The following is a 15,772-nucleotide window of genomic DNA, read 5'->3' as shown; positions in this document are numbered from 1 at the left end:
ATTACAGTGAACATTAACACTGTTTATAGTGAACATTCTACAGTCTATAGTGAATATTATGCTGATTGTAGTGAACGTTTTTCTGATTATAGTGAACGCGATCACCTTCTCAGGCCTTGTGGGGTGCGGCTTACAGCGATCGGGGATCTCTTAGGATCTCTTTAAGATCTCTCTATGATCTTTCTTTAAGATCTATTCACTGTATAACTGCATAACCCTATGAAGAATCAGCTTCTAACATTAAAAACTGTAAGAATATGCAGGTCAGTAAGATTGATCCCACCAATGGCGAAAAAACATTAATTCTCTGCGAAGAAGATCCGCTTCTTTCATCAGAAGAGAACAACTTCCTCATTATTATTCATTTTTCATCAATCTCTCCTAAGCGTAAGGTGAAACCCATATTCACACCCTACAACTCATGACGAAGGCATCTTATGACTGACAACGTTATTTCACGTAACCCTACCACTGGCGAAATCATCGCAACCTATCCGTTGCAGAATGCCGCTGAACTCGAAGCTGCGTTGCAGACCAGCGCGGATGCTTTTGCACAATGGCGAGCCACCAGCATGGCACAGCGTGTCATCGTATTGCGGCAGTTAGCTGAACAGATCCGCCAGCGTCAGGATCAACTTGCAGAAATGGCCACGCTGGAAATGGGCAAACCGATCGCCCAAGCACGTGCTGAAGTTTTGAAATGCGCCAATCTCTGTGATTGGTACGCAGAACAAGGTCCGGCCATGCTGGCTGATAAACCCACGCTGGTGGAAAATCAGCAAGCCTGGCAGTCGTTTCGCCCGTTAGGTGTGATCCTCGCAGTGATGCCCTGGAACTTCCCCTACTGGCAGGTGCTGCGCGGTGCCGTTAGTATGCTGCTGGCAGGAAACACTTATGTACTGAAACATGCGCCAAACGTGATGGGTGCAGCACATCTGATGACCGAATTGTTTGATGCGACCGATCTGCCAAAAGGTGGCTTCACCGTGATTAACGTGGATAACGATGGCGTTTCGGCTGCAATTAAAGATCCGCGTATTGCGGCAGTTGCGGTGACAGGAAGTGTGCGGGCGGGCGGTGCTATTGCAGCACAAGCCGGTGCGGTATTGAAAAAAACCGTGCTGGAACTCGGCGGCGCAGATCCTTTTATTGTTCTGGCAGATGCCGATCTGGATGCCGCAGTAGCTTCAGCGGTCACAGGACGCTACCAGAACACCGGACAGGTGTGCATGGCAGCCAAACGGTTCATCATTGAGGAAAGTGTCGCAGAAGCGTTTGAGGCGCGTTTTAGCGCGGCTGTGCAGGCACTAAAAATTGGCGATCCGTTGAATGAAGAAACTTATATCGGGCCAATGGCGCGTTATGATCTGCGTGATGAGTTAGACCAGCAGGTACAGCAGACCCTGAAACAAGGTGCGCGCCTGGTTATCGGTGGTCATAAGATCGATGGCGTTGGCAACTACTACGCACCAACGATCCTTGCTGATGTGACACCCGACATGATCGCCTTCCAGCAGGAGATCTTTGGCCCTGTGGCGGCGATTACCGTAGCACGTGATGCGCAGCATGCATTAGAACTGGCAAACGACAGCGAATTTGGTTTGAGCGCCACCGTGTGGAGCAGTAACGAAGCGGTTGCCAATGAGCTGGCAGAGAAACTGGAAACCGGCGCCGTGTTCATCAATGGCAACGGTGCTTCCGATCCCCGCGTGGCGATTGGTGGTGTGAAGAAGAGCGGCTATGGTCGTGAACTTTCCAGTTTTGGCGTTCACGAATTCTGTAATATCCAGACCGTCTGGAAAAACCGTCGTTAAGACTTTTAGGGCGTGCACTGCACGCCCTTATTCCACGCTCTATCTCCTGCCTTACTGTTAATCCTCGGTTAAAATTGTTGTGGAGTAGCTCAAAGAATCCGCTAATGGTATTACAAAGGTATTGTTAGTGGTGTTAGATTGGCCTCACCTACACCGGGGAGTCCTATTTTAATGAAAACAACAATCCCAAAATTATCCTTCATGATGTTTCTCGAGTGGTTTATCTGGGGGGCATGGTTTGTGCCGCTCTGGGCTTTCCTCAGCAAAAACGGCTTTTCGCCGGTTGAGATTGCCTGGTGCTATGCCTGTACTTCGATTGCCGCCATCCTGTCGCCGATCCTCGTTGGATCGTTGGCAGACCGCTTCTTCCAGGCGCAGAAAGTGTTATCGCTGCTGATGATCGTCGGTTCCATTCTGATGTATTTCGCGGCCCAGCAGACGCACTTCAGTGGTTTCTTCCCACTGCTGCTGTTGTATGCGCTCACTTACATGCCGACCATTGCGCTGACTAATAGTATTGCTTTCTCGCATGTCAAAGATGTCGAACGTGATTATCCACGCGTGCGGGTAATGGGCACTTTAGGCTGGATTGCGTCAGGCATTGCCTGTGGTTTCCTGCCGCCGCTGATGGGCTATGGCGACATTTCTGCCAGCAATGTGCCGCTGCTGATCACTGCTGCCAGTTCACTGGTATTGGGGATCTTTTCGCTAATGCTGCCGGCAACCGAGCCGAAAAGCACCGGCAAATTCAGCCTGCGTGTGGCATTGGGGCTGGATGCGCTGCATCTCCTGAAAGATCGCAGTTTCCTGGTGTTCTTCGTCTGCTCATTCCTGTTCAGCATGCCGCTGGCGTTTTACTACATCTTTGCCGAAGGCTACCTGACGGAGGTGGGCCTGCCACACGCCACCGGTTGGATGACGCTGGGTCAGGTATCGGAGATCTTCTTCCTGCTGGCACTGCCATTCTTTATCAAGCGCTTTGGCATCGGCAAAGTGTTGCTGCTTGGCTTAACCACCGCAGCGCTACGCTACATATTCTTTGTGTTCGGCGGCGATCAAAATGCCCTGACGATTGGCCTGTTGTTTATGGGCATCCTGCTGCACGGCGTCAGCTATGACTTCTACTTCATCACGGCTTACATCTACGTTGATAAAAAAGCACCGGTCGCGATGCGCAACGCAGCACAGGGCCTGATCACGCTCGCATGCCAGGGGATTGGCAGCTTGCTGGGCTATCGTCTCGGTGGATATTTGATGCAGGAGATGTTCGCGTACGACCAGCCACGCAATGGCCAAACGTTCAACTGGGCGGGCATGTGGATGTTTGGCAGCGTGATGATCATCATTATCACCATTGCCTTCATCGTGCTGTTCCGCGATGGCAAAAACGCAGTGAAGAATTAACCGCTTTCGAGCAATCAGCCACCGCTGATAGCCATAAATAAGAGATGTAATGATGACAATGACACTCCGGGAAAAACGGATTTTAGGCGCTTTCTATGGTCAGGCACTGGGCGATGCGATGGGCATGCCATCGGAATTGTGGCCGCGCAGTCGCGTTAAGCAGCATTTTGGCTGGATTGATGGTTTTCTGCCGGGGCCTGCCGAAAACAATGCCGCCTGTTATTTTGGCCGTGCGGCATTTACTGACGATACGTCGATGGCGCTGGCTTTGGCAGATGCGATAGTCACGCATGATGGCGATATCAACGCGGAGACCATTGGTGCCAATATCCTGCTCTGGGCAGAGGAGTTTGATGCCTTCAACAAAAACGTATTGGGACCCACATCCAAAATAGCCCTGAATGCACTGAAAATGGGAACGCCAGTGACGCAACTGGAGAACAACGGCATGACCAATGGCGCGGCGATGCGCGTTTCGCCACTAGGTTGCCTGTTGCCAGCCAAAGATCTGGACGCCTTTATTGACGCCGTCGCACTGGCATCCAGTCCTACGCATAAATCTGATATCGCCATCGCGGGGGCAGTGGTGATTGCCTGGGCGGTTTCACGAGCCATTGACGGCGCAAGCTGGACATCCATCCGCGATGAACTGCCTGCGATTGCACGCGCTGCGCAGGAAAAACGCGTCACGACCTTTAGCGCGTCCATGGCCGCGCGTGTTGAGCTGGCGCTGAGCGTTGTGGCGCAGGGCAGAGGCGTGGAGTCAACGATGCAGCAGATTTATGATTTGGTAGGCACCGGGACGGCCACCATCGAATCGGTTCCAGCTGCTATTGCAATGGTTGAGCTGGCCAATACCGATCCGAATCGCTGCGCTATTCTTTGTGCCAATCTGGGTGGCGATACCGATACCATCGGCGCGATGGCGGTGGCCATTTGCGGAGCGCTGCATGGCATTGATGGGATTGATTCACAGTTAAAAGCCGAACTGGATGCTGCCAACGCGCTGGATTTCACTCGCTATAGCAACGCATTCATGCGTTTCCGTCAGCAGCGTGAGGCCGTTTATGCTGACGCCTGATGACCTGAACCGGCTGGAAGGACGTCTGCCGGTGTGCGTGATTGGCGCCGCTGTGGTGGACGTGATTGCTGATGCCTATTCGTTACCGCATCGGGGAAGTGATATTGAACTCCACCAGCAGGGCGTTAACGTGGGCGGTTGTGCGTTGAATGTAGCGATCGCCCTGCATCGGTTGGGCATTCCATCCATCAACGCGCTGCCGCTGGGTAACGGCATTTGGGCCAGTATTGTGCGGCAGAAGCTGATGGAATATGGCATTCACAGCGTGCTGGAAACCAGCAAAGGAGACAATGGCTGGTGTCTGGCACTGGTGGAGCCGGATGGTGAGCGCACTTTTCTGTCGGTTAGCGGTGTCGAAAATCTTTGGGATGCTGAACTGCTGCGCACATTGCCACAACCCCCACACCGTTGGATCTACCTGTCTGGCTATCAACTGACCAGCAAAAGCGGCGATGTGCTGATCGACTGGCTCGAACACCAGGCGCATAACTATCAATTGCTGGTGGATTTCGGTCCGCGTTTGGCTGACATCGGTGAGCGTCAATTTGCCCGTATTATGGCGCTAAAACCACTGATTACAGTGAACAGACAGGAAGCAGAGTTACTGTGGCTGGAGCGTTTGAACCAGCATCAAGCCTTTGATGCCCGTCAGTTAATGGCTCAATGGCAACAACACTTTGGCGCGGGGTTGGTGGTGCGTCTAGACAGTGATGGCGCAGGTTATATCGATGCGGAATCGCAGGGTTGGATCCCTGCTCTGGCAACGCAAGTAGTCGATACGATTGGCGCCGGTGACAGCCATGCGGGGGGAGTGTTAGCCGGGCTCGCGTCAGGTTGGTCGCTGGCGGAAAGTGTGGCATTGGGTAATGCCGTGGCGTCTTATGTGGTGTCACAACGCGGTGGTGATTGTGCACCCGATCGCGCCACGCTGCAGAGCTATTGGCAGCAAAGACTTACTCAGCAATAAACACGTACATGTCGCTGCGGCAGTAGCTGATGCTGTACTCCAGAGGATTGCCTTGCGCGTCAAGTGCCAGCTGTTTAATCACTAACACAGGGACATTGGTGGGCAGGGCAATCTGCTGCTGGAGCGCTTCATCAGGCATGCGGGCACTCACTCTGCTTTGGGACTTAACAGGCAAAATCTGTTGCTTGTTAAAGTAATCATACAAAGAAATTCCAATGTCATCGGCATCTGCAATAAAGCGTGCCGGCACCCAGGATTCTTCAACTGACACCGCTTGCTGATCGACATAACGAATACGCTTCAGCAAGTAGACTTCGCTACCTTGGCTTAATCCCAGTTTTTCACCGATTTCCGCGCTGCACTGAATTTTGCTCTTATTAATCCACACCGTATCAGGCTTTTTACCGCGTAAAACCGCCTGCTGCGACAAACCTTTGGGCTCTTTCAACGAATACTCAAACTGGCTGCAAATCTGTGTGCCGTAACCGCGCGAACGAAACACCACCCCCTCTTTTTCCAGCTCATCCATCGCTTTACGCACCGTAATACGCGAGATGCTGAGCGACTGGCTGAATTCTCGCTCACCGGGCAGGATCTCTTCATGCACCAGGATGCCATCACGCACCGCCTCTTTGATGGCGGCGGCAAAGCGCTTGTACAACGGCGTACGGCTCTCTTCAGCCAGTGTGGTGGTAAGCCGCGAAAACAGCGGATTCTGTTCAGTCATAGCGGGCTGAGCACTCAATTGGGTTAGCCAGGGGTGAGATATGATACTGAATTTTCACCGTTCGCGTAGCGACTTTAACCACATGTTATTGCGGTTATTAGCGCTTAGATTCAACCAATCCTTTCGCTTGTAATTTGACCTAACCCGTAACGAAGACTATAGTCACGCTTACGGATATTTTAAGGCAAGGAGGGGTAAATGGGCATTTACCTGACGCCAGAATTTCAGGAAGAGAGATGTAATGCACGCATCAATGATAAAATTTTGTGTAAAGCTGCAAAGTCGATTTTCGCGGGATTACATGGAGACCCATTAGGACGTTACACGTTCAAAAAACGACTCGGGTTGCCTGGTGTGGGGGCATCTGATGGCGCGCGTAGCATTGTTTTCTTCAATTATGGCAACAACATTTATTTCTTTGATATGTACTTGAAAAGTCAGCTATCAAAGAAGAAAGGCAAAGAACTTGAAGATGATGAAATTGATGCTTATTGCCGTATCGCTCGGGATTTTATTGCGATGTCAGATGAGAAGGTCCGGGAGTTGATTAAGTTAAAAGAACTAATCGAGGTAACTTGTGATGACTGAACGCTTAAAGAATATCCACGATATGGCGCAGCGCTATAACCAATTGGGCGTTGTTCAGGGCGAGACGGTTGCGGAAATCAGTGCGGCGATCGAAGCTCGTAATATCCCTCCAGTACGCGCTATGTCTGGGATTGAGATTAAAGCGGTACGCTTAAGATGGAAGATGTCGCAGGCGGCGCTGGCAATGACTACAGGCATGTCAGTTGAGAGTGTTTCAAAGTGGGAACGTAACGAGAGTAAACCCAATAAAGCGGCTTTGCGTATCCTCAACACCATTGAAGACAAAGGCCCAGCGGTTTTCATTCTATAAAACATAAAAGCCCTGTTGGGCTTTTATGCATCAAATAACTTATCACCGCTCATCAAACGGCACGCCGCCTTTAGATTTATGATGCTTAGGCGTTTCAATGATTGAGACCGTCACCGAATTGGCATCAATCTCAAACGAGTCCGCGACTGCGGCAGTCACCGCTTTCAGCAACTTCTTCTTCTGCTCAACCGTGCGGCCTTCCGCAGCATAGACAACGATTTCTGGCATTTCCGTTTCTCCTTGAGGGTTCAGATTCGGTTTCAGCATAACCCAGTCATGCCCGAGCATGCAGTGTCAATTTGTCATAAACACCCGCGCAAACCGTTTATCCCCGCAGGCGATCTGTGTTTAAATGTGTATTGTTATGTTATAACATAATTTCTCTGGGATTTTTGTAGCGGTATTTTTCGGAAACCATAATGAAATCAATGAAAAAATTGCTGGTCGCCACGGCGCTCGGCCTGGCTTCGTGCGCCTCATTCGCGGCGCAGCATCAGGAAAACACGGTGCGCATTGCCGCTCCGTTTGAAATTAAAGGTGCCGATCCGGCGCTTTCCGGTGACATCCTTCTGCGCATGGATGTGGTGGAAACGCTGGTGGAAGTGAACCAACGCGGTGAACCGATCCCGGCTTTGGCGAAGAGTTGGCAGGTCTCGGAAAACGGTTTGCGCTGGCAATTACAGCTGCGCGATAACGTGCATTTCCATGATGGTTCGCCACTGGATGCGGCAGCGGTAGTGAAATCACTCAATACTGCGCGGAGTAAAGCGGGATTACTGGATAAAACACCGATCACTGAGATCAGCGGAGAAGGGCAGGTGGTGACCATCACGCTGCGCGAGCCTTTCACACCTCTGCTTTCCGTCCTGGCGGAAAGTCGCTCGCAAATTCTGGCGTTATCCAGCTGGGATGCACAGGGCAACATCACGCGCATCATCGGCTCCGGGCCGTTCATGCTGACCGCCTTTCAGCCGCCGCAGTCGTTAGCGGTAAAACGCTTTGAAGGGTACTGGGGAGAAAAACCATACATCGCCGCAGCCAGCTATCTCTCTTCTGGCCGGGCAGAGACCCGCGCGCTGCTCGCGGAAAGTGGTGATGCGGATTATGTGTTCAATCTTGATGCCGCCAGCCGTCAGCGTCTGGCACGCAAACCTGCGCTGCAACTCCCCGCCATTCCCGTGCCGCGCACGCTTATGCTGAAGCTCAATCTGGGCGATCCGCTGTTAGCGGAACAGCCGGTGCGCGAAGCGATCAGCATGGCCATTGATCGTAATGCGTTAGCGATGGCGGTGTTGCGCTATCCGGGTGCTGCCAGCCAGTTGTTCCCGCCGAACATGGGCGAGTGGCACAACGCGGCGCTGCCTCCACTCTCCTATCAGCCCGATTCGGCGGTCACTCTGTTGCAGAAAGCCGGCTGGCAACCGGGATCAGATGGTGTGCTGACCCGCAACGGCCAGCGATTCAGCCTGACGCTTCTGACCTTCCCGGATCGCCCTGAACTGCCGTTGATGGCGATGGTTATCCAGCAGCAACTGCGCAAAGTCGGTATTGAAGTGAAGATTAACTCAACCAATGCCAGCGAAATTCCTGCCCAGCATCACAGCGGGAAACTGCAACTGGCGCTGTTCTCACGCAACTTTGCACTCACGCCCGATCCAACCGGCACCTTATTGCAGGATTATGCCGAGAAAGGTGGCGACTGGGGGGCGATGAACTGGCATCCGACAGGATTCAGTGGCGCACTGCATACCCTGACGCAATCCACCGATGCCTCCGCGCGTGCCCAGGCTCGAACGTTAATCACCTCGGCGCTGCAACAGGATCTCCCGGTGATTCCAATCGCCTGGTATCAACAATCTGCAGCGATCAACAGTCAGTTGCAAAACGTCGCGCTCGATCCGTTTGAGCGTCACTTTGGCCTGCGCCAACTGCGTTGGGAGCCGTGATGATCAGACAACTAAGCTGGCGGCTGATGCAGGCTTTTTTTGTGGTGCTCTCAGTGGGTTTACTCACCTGGTTTCTGGTTCGGTCGCTGCCGGGCGATATGGCGTGGCGCATTGCCAGCGGTCGTTACGGCTATGATCGGGTTGATGCGGATGCCGTCGCGCGCGTGCAGCAGGAGTTAAGTGGCGCAGCCGATCAAGGCAGCGCCTTACTGCACTGGCTGTTCGATCTGCTGCAATTCAACTTTGGTCGCTCGCTGGTTTCCGGCGAGCCGGTGATGGATGAACTGCGTTGGCAACTGAGTCAGACGCTGGCGTTAGCCGGTGTTTCATTGCTACTGGCGATCATTATCACGCTGCCGTTGGGTATCTGGGCCGGCTGTCACGCCAATGGCAAAGTGGATCGGCTGCTGTTTTGGCTGACGTCGATGCTTAAATCTGTGCCGCATTTTGCACTGGGTATGCTGCTGATCGTGCTGTTCGCGCTGCAACTCGACTGGCTGCCGAGTGCGGGACACGGTGAGCTGCGTCATTTCCTGTTACCCGCTTTGACACTGGCCTTGTCGCTAAGCGCGGTGGGCGTGCGCGTGGTGCGCGAAGCCACCTGGCAGGTGGTGAACGCGGGTTATTACCAATGGGGGGCACAAAAAGGTCTGGCGCCCGCCACTTTGCTGCATCGTCATGGTTTACGCAATCTGGGAACGCCGGTGCTCACCTGGTTCGGCATGCAGTTTGTCTGGCTGGTGGAAGGCGTGGTGGTGGTAGAAACGTTGTTTGCCTGGCCCGGCATTGGTCATGCGTTGGTTCACGCTATCTTCGCCCGCGATGTACCGGTGATTCAGGCCAGTGCCATGGCGCTCGGCCTGCTGTTTGTCCTGCTTAATATGCTGGTAGATGCAGGTTGTCATCTGCTTGATCCGCGAGGGACGCGCCCATGAAATTAACTTCACGTCATGTCGGTTTACTGCTGCTGGCTCTGCTACTGAGCTACGCCTTTTTACTGCCTCTGTTTCATCATGGTGATCCTCTGCAACAAGAACTGCTCAACATGTTGCAGCCGCCCAGCCAGGCCAATCTGTTAGGTTTCGATCATCTGGGACGTGACATGCTGCCGCGCCTGAGTGCGGCGCTGCGCCTGTCACTGGGTCTGGCTGCACTGTGTGTGATCAGTGCGATGCTGGTCGGTGTGCTGGCTGGCGTACTCAGCGCGCTTTATGGTGGAGTGCTCGACCGTGTGGTCAGCATGCTGGGGGATATGTGCCTCGCGCTGCCCGGCTTGCTGCTGGTGCTGTTACTGGCGGCGATTGCCCCGGACTCACCGGAGATGCTGTGGTTAGGCATTTCGTTGGTGCTGTGGGTGGAATTCTTCCGTGTGACACGCGCCACCTTACGTCCGATTGTGCATTCGCCGGGCATGCAGGCGTCGAAACTGCTGGGTTTTAACGCGATTTACCGCTTTCACCGTCACCTTTGGCCGGCACTCGCACCTGTTTTGCTTACCGTTGCACTGTTCTCGTTTAGCAGCGCCATCATGGCCGTGTCGGCACTGGGATTTATCAGCGTCGGTGTCCGTCCACCGACACCGGAATTGGGCTTGATGATGACCGAACTGCTGCCCTTTGCCTGGGAAGCCCCCTGGTTGCTGCTGCAGCCTGTGGTCGCACTGTTTTTATTGCTGATTAGCCTTAACCTGATGATGAAAAAGGAGCGTGTATGAAAGGATTACAGGCCATCGGCATAACCATCGCAACAGCAGAAGCCACGCTGGTGGAGCCGGTTGATTTCCACCTGCGACCTGGCCAACCGCTTACCTTATTGGGTGAGACTGGTTCCGGAAAAAGCCTGTTGGCGCAGGCGGTAATGGGAATTTTGCCGGAGACACTTCAGGCCAGCGGAAGCCTGATCATCAACGGTCAACGCTATCAGTTACCGCAGGATCGTGATGCGTTACGCAGCTTGTGGGGAAGGACTATGGCCTCGCTGCCACAAGAACCCTGGCTGGCGCTCGATCCCACCATGGCGGTTGAGCAGCAGGTCGCGGAAGGCTATCGCTATATTCGAGGGCATTCCGCGCTGCGAAGCGTGGCGGCTGCGCAGGATGACCTTGCGCAACTGGGCTTACAGGCAGCGGCACAAAAATTCCCGTGGCAACTGTCCGGTGGCATGGCGCAGCGTGCGGCATTTGCGGCGGCGCGCGCGGGCGGTGCGGAGATTTTGATAGCAGATGAACCGACTAAGGGTTTGGATGTGTCCCGACGCGATGACGTTGCTGCTTTGCTGGGTCGTGAAGTGGCTGAAGGTGGGACCTTAATGACCATCACGCATGATATTGCGCTGGCGCGTCAGTTGGGCGGAGACGTTATCGTCATGCACAAGGGCAAAGTGATCGAGCAAGGCGCAGCGCAGCTAGTGTTACACACCCCGCAGCAGCGCTATACGCGCGAATTGCTGGCCGCCGATCCCGTTGCCTGGCCGCAACGGCATACCACGGTGATCCGCAGCAAACCCGTGGTGAGTGCGCAAGGGTTAAAACTGCAGCGCGGCGGAAATACGTTGGGCGTGCCAGAAAACTTCGTCCTGCATGCTGGGGAAATTGTCGGCTTACATGGCGCCAGCGGCAGTGGAAAAAGCAGCTTTGGCGACGTATTGCTGGGGTTACTCACACCGCAACAGGGCAGCATCACACGTCATGTTGCGGCGAGTGCGTTGAAGTATCAGAAGATCTATCAGGATCCCTCGGCATTGTTCCCCCCCACGCGCACACTGTCGCAAAGCCTGGAGGAGGTGCTGCGCCGTCATCGCATTGAACGGTCTAAACGCGACACGTTAATGGAGCAATTGGCGTTAGAGTCTTCATTGCTCACGCGCTGCCCGGATTCGCTCTCGGGCGGCGAGTTACAGCGCTTTTCTCTGTTACGCGTCATGCTGCTTGAGCCGGTTTTCCTGTTCGCCGATGAGCCGACATCGCGGCTCGATCCGCTGGTACAGCAGCAAACTCTGCAGCTGATAACGCAGATGGCGCGTCAACAGCAGTGCGGCGTGCTGCTGGTGAGCCACGATCGCGAATTGCTGGAGAAGGGGACAGATCGCGTGATTGCGATGCAGGCAGCTTAACGTTCTGGCGGCTGGCTATCACCGACACCCAGTGAGCGCTGCATCACGACGGTGTCGAGCCAGCGGCCATGTTTGAATCCCACAGATTTCATCACACCGGTGTGCTCGAAGCCGAGCGCCCGGTGTAATCCCAGCGATCCCTGATTGGCGCTATCTCCCACGATGGCGATGATCTGGCGAAAGCCAGCTGCTTCTGCCAGCGCAATCGCTTTTTGCAATAACGCCCGCCCGACGCCACGTCCGGTTTGTTCACGGTCGAGATAAATCGAATCTTCCAGCGTGAAGCGATAGGCATAGCGCGGTCGATAAGGTGCCAGATAACAATAACCCAATACCTGTTCATCCTCTTGCGCCACCAGCCAGAAGCCACCGCGCTGCTGCACATCTTTGACGCGGTTGAGCATTTCGCTTTCGCTGGGTGGTTCGGTTTCGAAGGTGGCGGTGCCGTGGAGAACGTGCCACGCATAGATTTTCTGAATGGCAGCGGCGTGATGAGGTCGGGCGGGAATAATATCCATATGTTCCTGATAATCGGCTAGCGAAAAACACAGGATGCCACTGTGTCACGCGCCAATCATCGGGTTTGAACATAGGAAATTATTATGACTAATTTTGCTCCGACAGCTGCACCGCCATGGTATTCGCTTCCAGCGCTTCGAAGATGTGCGGTTCGTCGGCGGGGTAGCAGATGTAGTCACCTGGATGAAGTTCGACCGGGGCATCGGTAGGCCCAACAAGTGCGCGACCCTGCGCAATAATGATGTGTTCTACGGAACCGGGCGGATGCGGATGAGAGGCGCGCGGTGCGCCCGGCTGGCTGGTGATTAGATATAAATCACGACGACCGCCCGGCGGACAGCTGGCCAGTAGCGCGGCCTGATAATCCGCGAGTTCAGCTGACACCATCATGCCCTCACCACGACGGATCACCTGCAAACGCTTCACTTCCGGTTCCATCAGGCGGGCAAACGGAATATTGAGCGCCACGCACAGTGACCATAACGTCTCAATGCTGGGATTGCCGTTGCCCGCTTCCAGTTGGGAAAGCGTGGATTTCGCAATGCCGGCACGGCGGGCGACTTCGGTTAACGAGAGCCCGGCACGCTGGCGTTCGCGCACTAATCCAGCAGAGATAAGATCGATCGGTGGTGTCACAATTACTCCTGTTCTTTATATCGAACGTTTTGTTCATCTTGTAAAACAATTCGGGCGCGTTCATTATAACGGCTTTCCTGTTCGATATGAGATCAAATTGTGATGCGTCTGGGTGCAGTTCCGCTTGATCGCGGCGTATTAAAAGCGATTTTCCTGGTTTGTCTGGCCGACGGTATTGTCGGGCTCTCTTACGGTTCGCTGGCGGCGGCGGATGGTTTTCCGCTGTGGGTGCCCATCGCGCTCTCGACGATGGTGCTGGCAGGCGCATCCGAGTTTCTGTTCATCGGCATTGTGGCCGGTGGTGGCAGCCCATTAACAGCTGCGGCGGCGGGTTTACTGGTCAACGCGCGCCACTTGCCCTTTGGTATTGCAGTGAAAGATCTGGTCGGGCAGGGCGGACGCAATTTGCTGGGTTGCCATATCATGAATGACGAAAGCGTGGTATTTGGCATTTCGCAAAAGACGCTTTCCCAGCGACGCGCCGCATACTGGGTGTGTGGTTTAGGGATTTTTGCTATCTGGCCACTCAGCGTGGTGTGCGGCGCATTTATCGGGCGCTTCATTCCTGATGTTTCGGCGATTGGTCTCGATGCGGTTTTTCCTGCCATCCTGATCGCGCTGATCTTTCCCGCTTTGCGTCAACGTCGCACGCGGATTCCGGCCACACTCGGTACGGCTTTGTCAGTACTCGCCACGCCGTTTGTTCCGGCGGGAATGCCGGTATTGTTTTCATTGTTGGGCTTATTAAGCTGGCGGGAGCGCAAAAATGCACAATAACTTCGTGATTGCCGGGATCGCGCTGCTGGCCGTCGGCACTTATGTGATGCGCTTCGCGGGTTACCGACTGGGAAGCCGTATGCCGATGTCGGAATCGGTGCGCAATATGCTCTCGGATGCTGCTACGGTGCTGTTACTGGCGGTTGCCGTCACCACTGCACTATTTGAAGGCAGCCACTTCGCAGGTGTCGCGCGGATAGCAGGCGTGTTGTTTGCTGTGTTTCTCGCCTGGCGCCGTACGCCGTTGATTTTAGTGATTGTTGGCGCGGCCGTGATGACGGCATTGCTGCGTTATTTTGGGGTGCCTTAAGCCAAAAAGAACAAACTTGCGGCAAGGGTTTTGCTACTGTGGGACTTCCGTATTCATCGCACAGAGAAGAATCCATGACACCGCGCTTAGCGCTTCCACATGAAGCCGCCGACTTGTGGCGTATTCGCAATCTCGCGATTCGCGATGGCTGCCAGTCAGTTTATCCGCCTGAAGTGATTGCCGCATGGACGCCTGACGCGTTGCCGTCAGGTTACTTTGAGGCGATTAAGGGCAATCCTTTCTACGTGATCGACGATCCTGAGTTGGGCGCTGCCGCTACGGGCTTTCTCGATCTCAAAAGCGGCAGTGTGGAAGCGATATTTACCCTGCCAGCGTGTAATGGCAAAGGCTATGCCAGCGCCATTATGAACGCGATTATCGCGGAAGCCCGCCAGCGCGGTTTTCGGCAGTTGACCCTGGCCGCAACACCCAATGCCAGCGGTTTCTATCTGCGCCATGGCTTTAGCACCGTGCGTGAAGCCTTGTATCCTTCCGCTCTGGCCAAAGCCGATCTCCCCTGCGTCGAAATGATACTGACACTATGATTGAGTAAGTGAAAACAACATGGACAGCGCCAAAATGGTGATTAACTGTGTGGCTTATCGCCACGGCAAACGTGAAGAGCATGTCGATGTCGCCGACATCAGCGAAGTACTCAAAGACGAAAGTGCGTTTATCTGGCTGGGTTTGAATCAGCCTGAACCGGCTTTTATGCAGACGTTGCAGGAAGAGTTTGGCCTGCATGAGTTAGCAATTGAGGATGCGCTGGTGGCCCATCAGCGCCCGAAGATTGAGCAATATGGTGAGTCGGTATTTATCGTGGTGAAAACGGCACATCTCGACGATCAGCAGCGCATCAGCTTCGGTGAAACCCACTTTTTCCTCGGTAAAAACTTCCTGATCACCGTCCGCCATGGTTCATCGGAAGGCTATGCGGCGATACGCGCCAGGGCAGAAAAAAACCACACCATGTTGTGTCAGGGACCGGGCTACGCGTTTTACTGCATTCTCGACTTTATCGTTGACCACTACAGCAAAATCACCGAATCACTCAGCGAGCGTATCGGTACGCTGGAAGGGGGCATGTTTACCACCCGCTTTGACAGTAAAACGCTGGAGGATGTCTATCATCTCCGGCGCGAACTGCTGGCGCTGCGCAATGCCGCGATGCCGGTGACTGAGATTTGTGCCCAACTGGCGCGTTTTCACGAAGACATTATTCCGAAGAACCTGCGTGCCTACCTGCGTGACGTTCAGGATCATGCTCATCACGTGATGATAGATGCCGAGGATATGCGTGAAATGCTCACCAGCGCAATGCAGGTCAATCTGGCACTGGTGTCGGTTCAGCAGAGCGAAGTGAATAAAAAGTTGGCGGGCTGGGGTGCGGTGCTGATCGTCCCGACCATTGTCTTCAGTATGTATGGCATGAACTTCTCTGATATGCCCGAACTGAAAACCCACTTTGGCTATCCCGCGGTACTGGTGGTGACGCTGGCGATCTGTGGTGTGATGTGGTCACGACTGAAAAAAGCAGGCTGGTTGTAAATCTACTTTGCAATATAGATATTTCTAAGGCCAT

18 protein-coding genes are annotated in these 15,772 nt (G+C 54.0%); 14 read left to right on the top strand and 4 right to left on the bottom strand.

Annotated features, from left to right (window positions below; genetic code table 11):
- The first annotated feature begins 437 nt into the window (after positions 1-437).
- The 4 genes from AC6I8L_RS24495 (at position 438) to AC6I8L_RS24480 (ending at position 5,266) form a co-directional block, all read left to right on the top strand.
- The gene (locus tag AC6I8L_RS24495; protein WP_058960454.1) at positions 438-1,814 is read left to right on the top strand and encodes an aldehyde dehydrogenase family protein; all 1,377 of its coding nucleotides are present in this window, start codon (positions 438-440) and stop codon (positions 1,812-1,814) included.
- A gap of 171 nt (positions 1,815-1,985) precedes the next feature.
- The gene (locus AC6I8L_RS24490; protein ID WP_058960455.1) at positions 1,986-3,218 is read left to right on the top strand and encodes a nucleoside permease; all 1,233 of its coding nucleotides are present in this window, start codon (positions 1,986-1,988) and stop codon (positions 3,216-3,218) included.
- A 52-nt stretch (positions 3,219-3,270) separates the two neighbouring features.
- On the top strand, positions 3,271-4,299 hold the full coding sequence (locus AC6I8L_RS24485) for an ADP-ribosylglycohydrolase family protein (protein ID WP_058960481.1): 1,029 nt from the start codon (positions 3,271-3,273) through the stop codon (positions 4,297-4,299).
- The gene (locus AC6I8L_RS24480; protein ID WP_058960456.1) at positions 4,286-5,266 is read left to right on the top strand and encodes a PfkB family carbohydrate kinase; all 981 of its coding nucleotides are present in this window, start codon (positions 4,286-4,288) and stop codon (positions 5,264-5,266) included. Before AC6I8L_RS24485 ends, AC6I8L_RS24480 begins: the two co-directional genes overlap by 14 nt.
- Here AC6I8L_RS24480 and AC6I8L_RS24475 read toward each other — a convergent pair.
- Complete coding sequence (locus tag AC6I8L_RS24475) at positions 5,253-5,993, bottom strand: GntR family transcriptional regulator (protein ID WP_058960457.1); 741 nt, start codon at positions 5,991-5,993, stop codon at positions 5,253-5,255. The two genes, AC6I8L_RS24480 and AC6I8L_RS24475, sit on opposite strands and share 14 nt — an antisense overlap.
- 198 nt (positions 5,994-6,191) lie before the next feature.
- Between AC6I8L_RS24475 and AC6I8L_RS24470 the strand changes: the two genes are divergently transcribed.
- Complete coding sequence (locus tag AC6I8L_RS24470) at positions 6,192-6,581, top strand: type II toxin-antitoxin system RelE/ParE family toxin (protein ID WP_058960458.1); 390 nt, start codon at positions 6,192-6,194, stop codon at positions 6,579-6,581.
- The gene (locus AC6I8L_RS24465; protein WP_058960459.1) at positions 6,574-6,891 is read left to right on the top strand and encodes a helix-turn-helix domain-containing protein; all 318 of its coding nucleotides are present in this window, start codon (positions 6,574-6,576) and stop codon (positions 6,889-6,891) included. The genes AC6I8L_RS24470 and AC6I8L_RS24465 overlap by 8 nt, the downstream gene beginning before the upstream one ends.
- 42 nt (positions 6,892-6,933) lie before the next feature.
- Here the strand turns inward: AC6I8L_RS24465 and AC6I8L_RS24460 are convergent, their stop codons facing one another.
- Positions 6,934-7,119 (bottom strand): tautomerase family protein, encoded by a 186-nt coding sequence (locus AC6I8L_RS24460; RefSeq protein ID WP_034822328.1) that lies wholly within the window; start codon positions 7,117-7,119, stop codon positions 6,934-6,936.
- Positions 7,120-7,310: 191 nt separating this feature from the next.
- Between AC6I8L_RS24460 and AC6I8L_RS24455 the strand changes: the two genes are divergently transcribed.
- Genes AC6I8L_RS24455 through AC6I8L_RS24440 form a run of 4 tightly spaced genes read left to right on the top strand, consistent with a single transcriptional unit; the run spans position 7,311 to position 11,948 of the window.
- Positions 7,311-8,837, top strand: coding sequence for an ABC transporter substrate-binding protein (locus AC6I8L_RS24455; RefSeq protein WP_058960460.1), 1,527 nt, complete (start codon positions 7,311-7,313; stop codon positions 8,835-8,837).
- Positions 8,837-9,772, top strand: a complete 936-nt coding sequence (locus tag AC6I8L_RS24450) for an ABC transporter permease (RefSeq protein WP_479415027.1) — start codon at positions 8,837-8,839, stop codon at positions 9,770-9,772. The genes AC6I8L_RS24455 and AC6I8L_RS24450 overlap by 1 nt, the downstream gene beginning before the upstream one ends.
- Complete coding sequence (locus AC6I8L_RS24445) at positions 9,769-10,551, top strand: ABC transporter permease (RefSeq protein WP_058960461.1); 783 nt, start codon at positions 9,769-9,771, stop codon at positions 10,549-10,551. The genes AC6I8L_RS24450 and AC6I8L_RS24445 overlap by 4 nt, the downstream gene beginning before the upstream one ends.
- Positions 10,548-11,948: an ABC transporter ATP-binding protein gene (locus tag AC6I8L_RS24440; RefSeq protein ID WP_058960462.1), complete on the top strand. Its 1,401-nt coding sequence runs from the start codon at positions 10,548-10,550 to the stop codon at positions 11,946-11,948. The genes AC6I8L_RS24445 and AC6I8L_RS24440 overlap by 4 nt, the downstream gene beginning before the upstream one ends.
- Here the strand turns inward: AC6I8L_RS24440 and AC6I8L_RS24435 are convergent.
- Together AC6I8L_RS24435 and AC6I8L_RS24430 are read right to left on the bottom strand one after the other, a co-directional pair.
- Entirely contained in the window at positions 11,945-12,466 is a 522-nt protein-coding gene (locus tag AC6I8L_RS24435) for a GNAT family N-acetyltransferase (RefSeq protein ID WP_058960463.1), read from the bottom strand. The genes AC6I8L_RS24440 and AC6I8L_RS24435 overlap by 4 nt on opposite strands.
- 88 nt (positions 12,467-12,554) lie before the next feature.
- Entirely contained in the window at positions 12,555-13,103 is a 549-nt protein-coding gene (locus tag AC6I8L_RS24430) for a helix-turn-helix domain-containing protein (protein ID WP_045831923.1), read from the bottom strand.
- A 102-nt stretch (positions 13,104-13,205) separates the two neighbouring features.
- On the opposite strand from AC6I8L_RS24430, the gene AC6I8L_RS24425 reads away from it, so the two are divergent.
- The 4 genes from AC6I8L_RS24425 (at position 13,206) to corA (ending at position 15,738) form a co-directional block, all read left to right on the top strand.
- Positions 13,206-13,880, top strand: a complete 675-nt coding sequence (locus AC6I8L_RS24425; RefSeq protein ID WP_058960464.1) for an AzlC family ABC transporter permease — start codon at positions 13,206-13,208, stop codon at positions 13,878-13,880.
- The gene (locus AC6I8L_RS24420) at positions 13,870-14,190 is read left to right on the top strand and encodes an AzlD domain-containing protein (protein ID WP_058960465.1); all 321 of its coding nucleotides are present in this window, start codon (positions 13,870-13,872) and stop codon (positions 14,188-14,190) included. The genes AC6I8L_RS24425 and AC6I8L_RS24420 overlap by 11 nt, the downstream gene beginning before the upstream one ends.
- A 74-nt stretch (positions 14,191-14,264) precedes the next feature.
- On the top strand, positions 14,265-14,735 hold the full coding sequence (locus AC6I8L_RS24415) for a GNAT family N-acetyltransferase (RefSeq protein ID WP_034822310.1): 471 nt from the start codon (positions 14,265-14,267) through the stop codon (positions 14,733-14,735).
- Between the two features lie 34 nt (positions 14,736-14,769).
- On the top strand, positions 14,770-15,738 hold the full coding sequence (gene corA, locus AC6I8L_RS24410; RefSeq protein ID WP_034822760.1) for a magnesium/cobalt transporter CorA: 969 nt from the start codon (positions 14,770-14,772) through the stop codon (positions 15,736-15,738).
- Positions 15,739-15,772: the final 34 nt, after the last annotated feature.

Source organism: Type-E symbiont of Plautia stali, from assembly GCF_059731115.1.
The sequence above is the reverse complement of the archived record's forward strand: the minus strand, read 5'-3'. Positions and strand labels throughout refer to the sequence as shown.

Excerpts from the sequence above, each read along its gene's own strand:
- AC6I8L_RS24435 (WP_058960463.1), bottom strand. The coding sequence starts at position 12,466 with ATGGATATTATTCCCGCCCGACCTCATCACGCCGCTGCCATTCAGAAA.
- AC6I8L_RS24415 (WP_034822310.1), top strand. The coding sequence starts at position 14,265 with ATGACACCGCGCTTAGCGCTTCCACATGAAGCCGCCGACTTGTGGCGT.
- AC6I8L_RS24495 (WP_058960454.1), top strand. The coding sequence starts at position 438 with ATGACTGACAACGTTATTTCACGTAACCCTACCACTGGCGAAATCATC.
- AC6I8L_RS24475 (WP_058960457.1), bottom strand. The coding sequence starts at position 5,993 with ATGACTGAACAGAATCCGCTGTTTTCGCGGCTTACCACCACACTGGCT.
- AC6I8L_RS24460 (WP_034822328.1), bottom strand. The coding sequence starts at position 7,119 with ATGCCAGAAATCGTTGTCTATGCTGCGGAAGGCCGCACGGTTGAGCAG.
- AC6I8L_RS24425 (WP_058960464.1), top strand. The coding sequence starts at position 13,206 with ATGCGTCTGGGTGCAGTTCCGCTTGATCGCGGCGTATTAAAAGCGATT.
- AC6I8L_RS24470 (WP_058960458.1), top strand. The coding sequence starts at position 6,192 with ATGGGCATTTACCTGACGCCAGAATTTCAGGAAGAGAGATGTAATGCA.
- corA (WP_034822760.1), top strand. The coding sequence starts at position 14,770 with ATGGTGATTAACTGTGTGGCTTATCGCCACGGCAAACGTGAAGAGCAT.
- AC6I8L_RS24490 (WP_058960455.1), top strand. The coding sequence starts at position 1,986 with ATGAAAACAACAATCCCAAAATTATCCTTCATGATGTTTCTCGAGTGG.
- AC6I8L_RS24440 (WP_058960462.1), top strand. The coding sequence starts at position 10,548 with ATGAAAGGATTACAGGCCATCGGCATAACCATCGCAACAGCAGAAGCC.
- AC6I8L_RS24465 (WP_058960459.1), top strand. The coding sequence starts at position 6,574 with ATGACTGAACGCTTAAAGAATATCCACGATATGGCGCAGCGCTATAAC.
- AC6I8L_RS24420 (WP_058960465.1), top strand. The coding sequence starts at position 13,870 with ATGCACAATAACTTCGTGATTGCCGGGATCGCGCTGCTGGCCGTCGGC.
- AC6I8L_RS24455 (WP_058960460.1), top strand. The coding sequence starts at position 7,311 with ATGAAATCAATGAAAAAATTGCTGGTCGCCACGGCGCTCGGCCTGGCT.
- AC6I8L_RS24485 (WP_058960481.1), top strand. The coding sequence starts at position 3,271 with ATGACAATGACACTCCGGGAAAAACGGATTTTAGGCGCTTTCTATGGT.
- AC6I8L_RS24480 (WP_058960456.1), top strand. The coding sequence starts at position 4,286 with ATGCTGACGCCTGATGACCTGAACCGGCTGGAAGGACGTCTGCCGGTG.
- AC6I8L_RS24445 (WP_058960461.1), top strand. The coding sequence starts at position 9,769 with ATGAAATTAACTTCACGTCATGTCGGTTTACTGCTGCTGGCTCTGCTA.
- AC6I8L_RS24450 (WP_479415027.1), top strand. The coding sequence starts at position 8,837 with ATGATCAGACAACTAAGCTGGCGGCTGATGCAGGCTTTTTTTGTGGTG.